Origin of the sequence: Micromonospora sp. NPDC006431 (assembly GCF_042870725.1) — a bacterium.
GTDB lineage: Bacteria > Actinomycetota > Actinomycetes > Mycobacteriales > Micromonosporaceae > Micromonospora.
The window spans coordinates 33,412-40,047 of the sequence record NZ_JBIAHQ010000039.1 but is presented as its reverse complement, the minus strand read 5'-3'; the positions used below and the strand labels follow the sequence as shown (position 1 = coordinate 40,047).

6 protein-coding genes are annotated in these 6,636 nt (G+C 67.8%); 4 read left to right on the top strand and 2 right to left on the bottom strand.

Annotation, left to right across the window (positions count from 1 at the left end; all coding sequences use genetic code 11):
* Positions 1–323 precede the first annotated feature (323 nt).
* From ACFYM6_RS33965 to ACFYM6_RS33955, 3 genes are all read left to right on the top strand, one after another.
* A complete protein-coding gene (locus tag ACFYM6_RS33965; protein WP_387281569.1) occupies positions 324–731 on the top strand; it encodes a hypothetical protein in 408 nt (135 codons plus the stop codon).
* Between the two features lie 651 nt (positions 732–1,382).
* Positions 1,383–2,228 carry an aminopeptidase gene (locus ACFYM6_RS33960; RefSeq protein ID WP_387281568.1) on the top strand — a complete coding sequence of 282 codons (846 nt, stop codon included), beginning with the start codon at positions 1,383–1,385 and terminating at the stop codon, positions 2,226–2,228.
* An 810-nt stretch (positions 2,229–3,038) separates the two neighbouring features.
* On the top strand, positions 3,039–4,073 hold the full coding sequence (locus ACFYM6_RS33955) for an MFS transporter (protein ID WP_387281567.1): 1,035 nt from the start codon (positions 3,039–3,041) through the stop codon (positions 4,071–4,073).
* Between the two features lie 134 nt (positions 4,074–4,207).
* Here ACFYM6_RS33955 and ACFYM6_RS33950 read toward each other — a convergent pair whose 3' ends face one another.
* Positions 4,208–4,990, bottom strand: coding sequence for a DUF1963 domain-containing protein (locus ACFYM6_RS33950; protein ID WP_387281566.1), 783 nt, complete (start codon positions 4,988–4,990; stop codon positions 4,208–4,210).
* A 248-nt stretch (positions 4,991–5,238) separates the two neighbouring features.
* On the opposite strand from ACFYM6_RS33950, the gene ACFYM6_RS33945 reads away from it, so the two are divergent.
* Positions 5,239–5,454, top strand: a complete 216-nt coding sequence (locus ACFYM6_RS33945) for a hypothetical protein (RefSeq protein ID WP_387281565.1) — start codon at positions 5,239–5,241, stop codon at positions 5,452–5,454.
* A gap of 434 nt (positions 5,455–5,888) precedes the next feature.
* Here the strand turns inward: ACFYM6_RS33945 and ACFYM6_RS33940 are convergent, their stop codons facing one another.
* Complete coding sequence (locus ACFYM6_RS33940; protein WP_387281564.1) at positions 5,889–6,626, bottom strand: FHA domain-containing protein; 738 nt, start codon at positions 6,624–6,626, stop codon at positions 5,889–5,891.
* Positions 6,627–6,636: the final 10 nt, after the last annotated feature.

Below are 6,636 nucleotides of genomic sequence, written 5' to 3'. Positions count from 1 at the left end.
CCCACGACAAGTTCGAGACGAGTTCGAGAACCGGCAGCTCGCCGCATGAATTAGTCACAAACGAGCCTGTCCGGAAAACGCGGGGCGGCCCACCCCTCACCTTTTGATCTGTAGGAGCGTCCCGCATCCGCCACTACCCGCCTCGCCTCCCCACTGGCTCGTGGCCGGCGCTCATCCGGTGGCGGCTGTTGGCGTCGTACTGGGTCAGGCTGAGGTCAGACCGGGGTCAGAAACTGGCAGCGCCTTCGCCCTACCGCCGTCGACCGGTTTGGCTGTACGGATGGCTGTACAGCCACACGGCGCAAGGCTGGCACGATCGACGCATGGACGGAGCGGACGCGCAACCAGGTCAGCCAGCCGCGGCTCTCGGCGACCTGGTCATGGTCGACCTCACCGAAGCTGAACGCCACCTACTCGCCCGGGGGCTCATGGAGTGGGGCGGGCCGGCTCATAGCACTGAAGCGTTGGCGGTCGCCATGGGCTTCGAGGGGGTCGAGGATTTCTATGCGCAGGCCGATCCTTTGCACGCGTCGATCCGCGCTGAAGCGCCGCTTAGCCGTCGTGACTGGCGACGTGTCCTGATAGCCACTGAGGTAGTTTTCGCCAGCGACATTTTCGGATCCGGTTGTGATTGGTCGACCACGACCGGCCTATCAGACGAAGAGACGATCTTTCTCCTCCGGGCCGTTCAGCGCAAACTGGCACGCTCGGCGAACGTTCATAACCCGTGAGGTCTCAATGTCGGCTGTCTAGCGCCGGCGGACCGAGCCGCCCGGAGTTTAGAAGAAGATCGCGGATGGCTGGTCGGGTGACGATGTCCCTGGTTATGCCGTCCGTCGTCGTCCGTCAGTGTCGGCGCTTGGCGGCGGTCTTGGCTGTACGGATGGCTGTACAGCCTTCTAATAAGGGGTGCACGACTCATGCCGGTCATCACGTTCCGTCGAGCCTTTGACGTTGCGATATCTCGGCAAATGATGATCGAAATCGACGGGGAGATCATCGGGAGCTTGGAGCGCGGTGCCAGCCAGAGCTTCGACGTAGCGCCGGGACCGTACGTGGTTCGGGTTCGTCTGGACCGGCAGAGCAGCCGGCCGATCCACGTTGACTTGGATGATACGGAGACGATCACCTTGGAGGCCGCAGCAGGCAAGCGATCGTCAACAGTTGCGACGAGGTGGTCCTCACGGCGCAAGTGCGCGCTGGACTTATGGCTGAGATGACCTACGCATTACGAGATCAAACTGCCCGTCCCGTGGGCCTGGCACATGGCGGTCTAGCAGCGGAAACACCTTTTGACATCTCACATCACTCCCCGCTGCGCGTCGGCCTCTTGCGGACCAGATGCGGACCGCTCGCCTGGCGCATGTGTCACGATCTTGGCCATGCGTCTTTCGTTCGGTCTGCTCGTTGCATCCGCCGCGGCTGGTCTGCTCTCGGTTGCGGCGGCGCTGCTCGCCATGCCAGCCGCGTCGCTGCAGTTCGGCCTGGTCATGCTGCTCGCACTGCTCGGCTACGTGCTGGCGAGCCGGGGTGTGCGCCGCGTGAGGTGGGCCGTCGCCGCCGGTATCGGGCTACTTGCCGTGGTGGCGGCGGTAAGACTGTTCTGGTACCAGGAGCAGGTCGATGAAGCAGGCTGGCTGACATACGGCCAAGGGGTAGCGAAGACGGCCATGTTGGCGCGTTGGCAGGAGATGATCGACCGGGAAAGGCTCGCCGCGCTGGGTCTGGCGCTTGGGGTTCTCTGTCTCGCGGCCGGTGCGTTGGCGTTACCGTCACGCGGCAGGCGGCGGGGTGTCGCGACGACAGTCCTCGCGCTGCTGCTTCTCGCCTGGTTCGGGCTGAGCGCCGCGCGGGAGTTCGGCCGTTATCCGCTGATCGACCTGCTCGGGTCGGTGTGGCCGGCGCTGCTCGCTGCCCTCGTGGCCATGGGGGCACTCGCGCTGTCAGGGTGGCGGGCCGACCGGCGTTGGCTGCTCCCGGTGGGGTTGTTCCTGCTGTCACTCGGAGCGGCTCGCGCCTACTCGGATCTCGCCGGGGTGTGGTCAGGCTGGTGGAACCTAGCCGAACCTGCCGACGGCGTCGTCCTGACGCTAGGAGTGATGGTGAGCACGCCAACGGAAGACTTTCCTCAGGTATCTCGGGCCATAGAGGCGGCAATCGCGCTCGCCGGTGCGGGACTGGTGGCGGTCGGCGCATTGCGCAGCTCCCGCGAGGCTGACGCTTCATAGATTGAGGTTGGGCAAGGTCGATCTCTCGGGGAGCGGAACCGGGATCCCGATCGAATCCCCGCCCAGCGGCGGCCGAACCCGGGGTGCCCTGCCGACGCATTCCGCAACCTATCGCGCCAGCGACGGGCCTCTCGCTTCGTCCGAGCTTCGAACGCCAGGTCGCGACTACACATTTCGCGACGCCGAGCGCGCCGACGATGCCCCGGTAACGGCCATCAGATCGGCCCAATACCCGCATGAGGTCGTTCAGCTTCTGACGGTCGCCACCACACTGTCATCAGCAGTTCAGGATGCCCGCTCGACTCAGCAGCCAGCTACCGACCGTGACCGCTCTTGATCGGTCAGCACACACGGACTGCCAGATGTGCGCACTCGATCATGCGAAGGCGACGGCGTCGCCCGCTGGCCGCGAACGCGACGAGCCATATTCACGCGATCGCGGGCTAGCGTCTTGTGCCCTACGACGACCCCACCGGTGGGGACTGTCGTTGCCCGCCGTGTCGACCTGTCCGGGCACACCTGACGGGTGCCGGGAGAGATGTGGACATCCCGGCGGGTTCGGCCCTGCCACGCTCAGGCCCTCGCTGGACCCCGCGCCTTAGCGTGGCAGGGTGGCAGCACCCCGCATGGCACCGCCGTCGGAAATGAGCCGTCGGCTGACGTTCCTGTTCGCGTTGGCGGCGGGAGTGGCCATCGGCAACCTGTACTGGGCGCAGCCGCTGCTCAGCCTCATCGCAGGCGATCTACGCGCCGCGGCCGCGGCGGCCGGGCTGGCTCGTCACCGCGACGCAGGTCGGGTACGCCGTCGGCGTGCTGCTGCTCGTGCCGCTCGGCGACGTCCTGGACCGCCGCCGGTTCGTCCCGGTGATGCTGCTGACCTCGGCCGCCGCACTGCTGCTGTGCGCGCTGGCGCCGTCGATCGGCGTACTCCTGCTCGCACTGGGCGTGCTCGGCGTGACAACGATTTCCGGGCAGGTCCTCACACCGCTCGCCGGGGACCTGGCCGGCGCCGCCCACCGCGGTCGGATCGTCGGCGCCGTCGGGTCCGGGACCCTCACCGGTATCTTGGCCTCCCGCACGATCAGCGGGTTCGTCGCCGGCGCCGCCGGGTGGCGCACGATCTTCGCCCTCGCCGCGGTCGTCGCCGTCCTGCTCGCGGTCCTGCTCTACCGCGCGATTCCACCGCTGACACCGCGGACGCGCATGCCATACCCACAGCTCATCGCCTCGGTCGGCGCGGTGATCATGCGCGAGCGGGCGGCCCGATGGACGCTGGTCCTGGCCGCCACAGGGTTCGCCACGTTCTCACTGTTCTGGACGGCGCTGGCGTTCCTGCTCAGCGGCCCACCGTTCCGGTACCCGGTAGCGGTGATCGGGCTGTTCGGGTTGGCTGGCCTCGCTGGTGTCCTTTCCGGCCTGCACGGCGGTCGTCTGCACGACCGCGGTTGGTCGCTTCCGGCCACCGGCGCGGCCTGGGTACTGGCCCTCGGCGCCTTCGTCGTCGCGGCGTTCGCCGGCCGCTCCGTCGTCCTTATCCTCATCGCGATCGTCATGATCGATGTCGCCCTCCAGACGCAGGCCCTCCTCAACCGGGCGCGGCTGTTCGCCCTCTCCCACGAGGCCCGCAGCCGGCTCAACACCGCGCTAGCCACCGGCAACTTCATCGGCGCCGCTATCGGCTCCGCCGCCGCGACCACGCTCTGGCCTGCGGGCGGCTGGACAGCGGTCACGATCACGGGAACGGCGCTCTGCTGCTTCGCGCTCACCGTGTGGGCGCTGGGACGACGTGGTCCACTCGTGATCCGCTTCGCTGTGACGGACCGCGCTGCTAACGGACCGCAGTGAAACCTCCCTCAACCGCGCGACATTCGCACGTAGTGCTCGTAGTGCTGCAGAGTCGAACCCGCCATGACGCCCTCGTGCCCAGTCCACGCGTCCGCTTCTCGGCTACCTGTGGGTACGCCGGCCGAGTCAGGATTTCATGACGCCGCATCGCGCGCGGATCGCGACGAATCAGTGCGTTGCCAGGGTTGTTGTGGGCCGTCGATCAGACGTTGGGGGCGTGACTCGATCGCCTGCAACGACCACCTGTTGCCGTCAGGATCGCCGAAGTAGACGAAGTTGCCCCATGGCTGCACCTCGACCTCGCTGGCATCGACGCCGGCGTCGAGCAGTTGCCGGCGCGTCGCCTCGGCGTCGGCGACCACCGCCTGGATTTCCTGCGTGCCGGGAGTCTCGTCGGTGATGCCCTCGCCGATCACGATGGAGCAGGCGAGCCGGGTGGTGTCAGCTGAGGAGACGTTGACGATCTCGCCCCACGCCGTACCCCGTTCCGCCTCCAACTGCAGAAGAGGTCGGTGCCCTGGCGGGTGGGACGTATCAGTGTCGCAGTAGCCGAGCAGACGATGCCGGGGTGCCGGCAACAACGGCCGATGCTCCTCCAACAGATCGATCAGCTCGACGATGTGGATGCCCAGCGCCTTGTCGGCGTCATCCCGCAAGTTGGGTAGAGACGGCATCAGGGTGGCGTCCAGTGTCAGGGCGGGGATGGTGGCGACCGCTTCTGCTCCGGAGCCGGCGGGCAGGTGCAGCACCCGGCAACCGCCGTCGCCTTGCTCGTAGTCGTAGGTCGCGGAGAACTCGTCGTCGTGGAAAAACAGCAGGTACCCCTGGCGTGGGAACGGCCACTCCGCGCCTAGGATCGCGGCCGTCTGCGCGCAGTCCACTTGCGCCAGCAACAGCATCGGCGCTTCCCGGTACACAGGCCACGCTGGTGGCGCCCCGGCGCTGTTCTCGGCAGATCCGCGCCGCGCTCCGCGAGCGGTCACGTAACCCTGCCTAGCGCGCGGATCGCGGCTACTTAGAGTGAGGGTCGACAGGCTCTAGGATCAGTAGTGTGTCGGGGTCGGGGTCGGGGCAGAGGAAGAAAGGGCGGCGCAGACGGCGTCGGCGGCTAGCAGAGCTCAAGGATCGTGAGACTCCACGGCGCGGACAGCGGCCTCGGCCTGGGATGTTGCGTTACTGGTTGCGGCGGCCGGAACCGAGCGTTGCCATCTCGGCAATCTTCACGTCGATCTTTCTGCTGATGACCGCTGTGACACGTGATTGGGCTCTCCTGTTCATCGTGCTGCCGGGCGCAGGCGCGGGTCTGTTCGTGTGGGTGACCCGGCATATCTGGCGCCGTAACGCCGACCGCTGGCAGCAGGGATACGACGACGTCTTTTGATATCCAGTCCGGCAGCGACCGAACCGTTCGGCACGGCGAACTCCCCCGCAGGAAGCCTCGGACGCCGTCTCGCTGCCGCCGCGACGCTAGCAAACGGCCGTCAGCGGCAGAAGCAATGCCGCCAGAGCATCAGGACGCCGCCTGAACGCACGCTTCTCAGGCAAGACCGAGCATCGTCTTGATCGACATGCTGTGACGCTGCGTACGGGCCGGAGGCTGCCCCGCGCAGCCCACCGGCACCAGGGCGTGAACAACGATCAGCACATCCACCGCCGGCCACCGGCCACGGGGAGCCGCCCTGGGCGCAGGATTCCCCCTGAATGCCCACGCGGCCCCACGACGATGGGAAACGATCCCGGAAACTCAATCCGACTCAGGGTCGCTGAGCTGATCTGAGACGGCTCGACACCACGAACGCAGGTCTCAAGATCAGGTTAGGCGGGGCGGATGGACAGGCAGGTCCAAGCGCCGACGAAGACGCGGTCACCGGCGGCGATCGGCACCGGGGTCTCGGGCGGGACCGGCGCCGAGTGCGGGTCGTTGAGGTACGTGCCGTTGGATGAGCCGAGGTCGACCACCGCCCAACCGTCGGGCTGCAGGACGAGGAGCGCGTGGGTGTGTGAGACGCCCGGGTCCTCCGGTGGGCCGCTGAGGTCTATGTCGGGGTGTATGCCCCGGGACCGGCTGGACCGTCCGATCAGCAACTGCTGGCCCACCAACGGGAACCGGCGCTCGGCGGCGAATCGAGGAAAGGTCAGCGCGCCGGCGTCCTCGCCACCCATACCGAGGACCGCGTCGAAGTAGCCGCGGTCGGTGCCCACCACGACGACCAGCGCCGCCGGCGTGGCCGAGGATGGCGGTCCGGCAGCCGTCTCACGGCCCGCCGCGGGGACGGCGACACCAGTGGGCGAGGTGGACGGACTCGCCGCGGTCACCGGCGGGGCGAGCAGGAAGTCGTAGCCGTCCTCCTCACAGAAGCGGCCAGTGCGGGGCGTATTGCAGACCGGGCACGGCGTACCGGCGACGGGATCCGCGGGCGGGGCGGCCGGCGCCACGGCCGGCGGGGCTACGGCGGCCGGCGGAGCCGGCGTCGACGTGCCGGGCATCGGGGCACCGCACTGGTCGCAGTAGTCGGCGGTCGTCGATTCGTGTCCTTTGGGGCAGGTGGCCATCGTGTCGCTC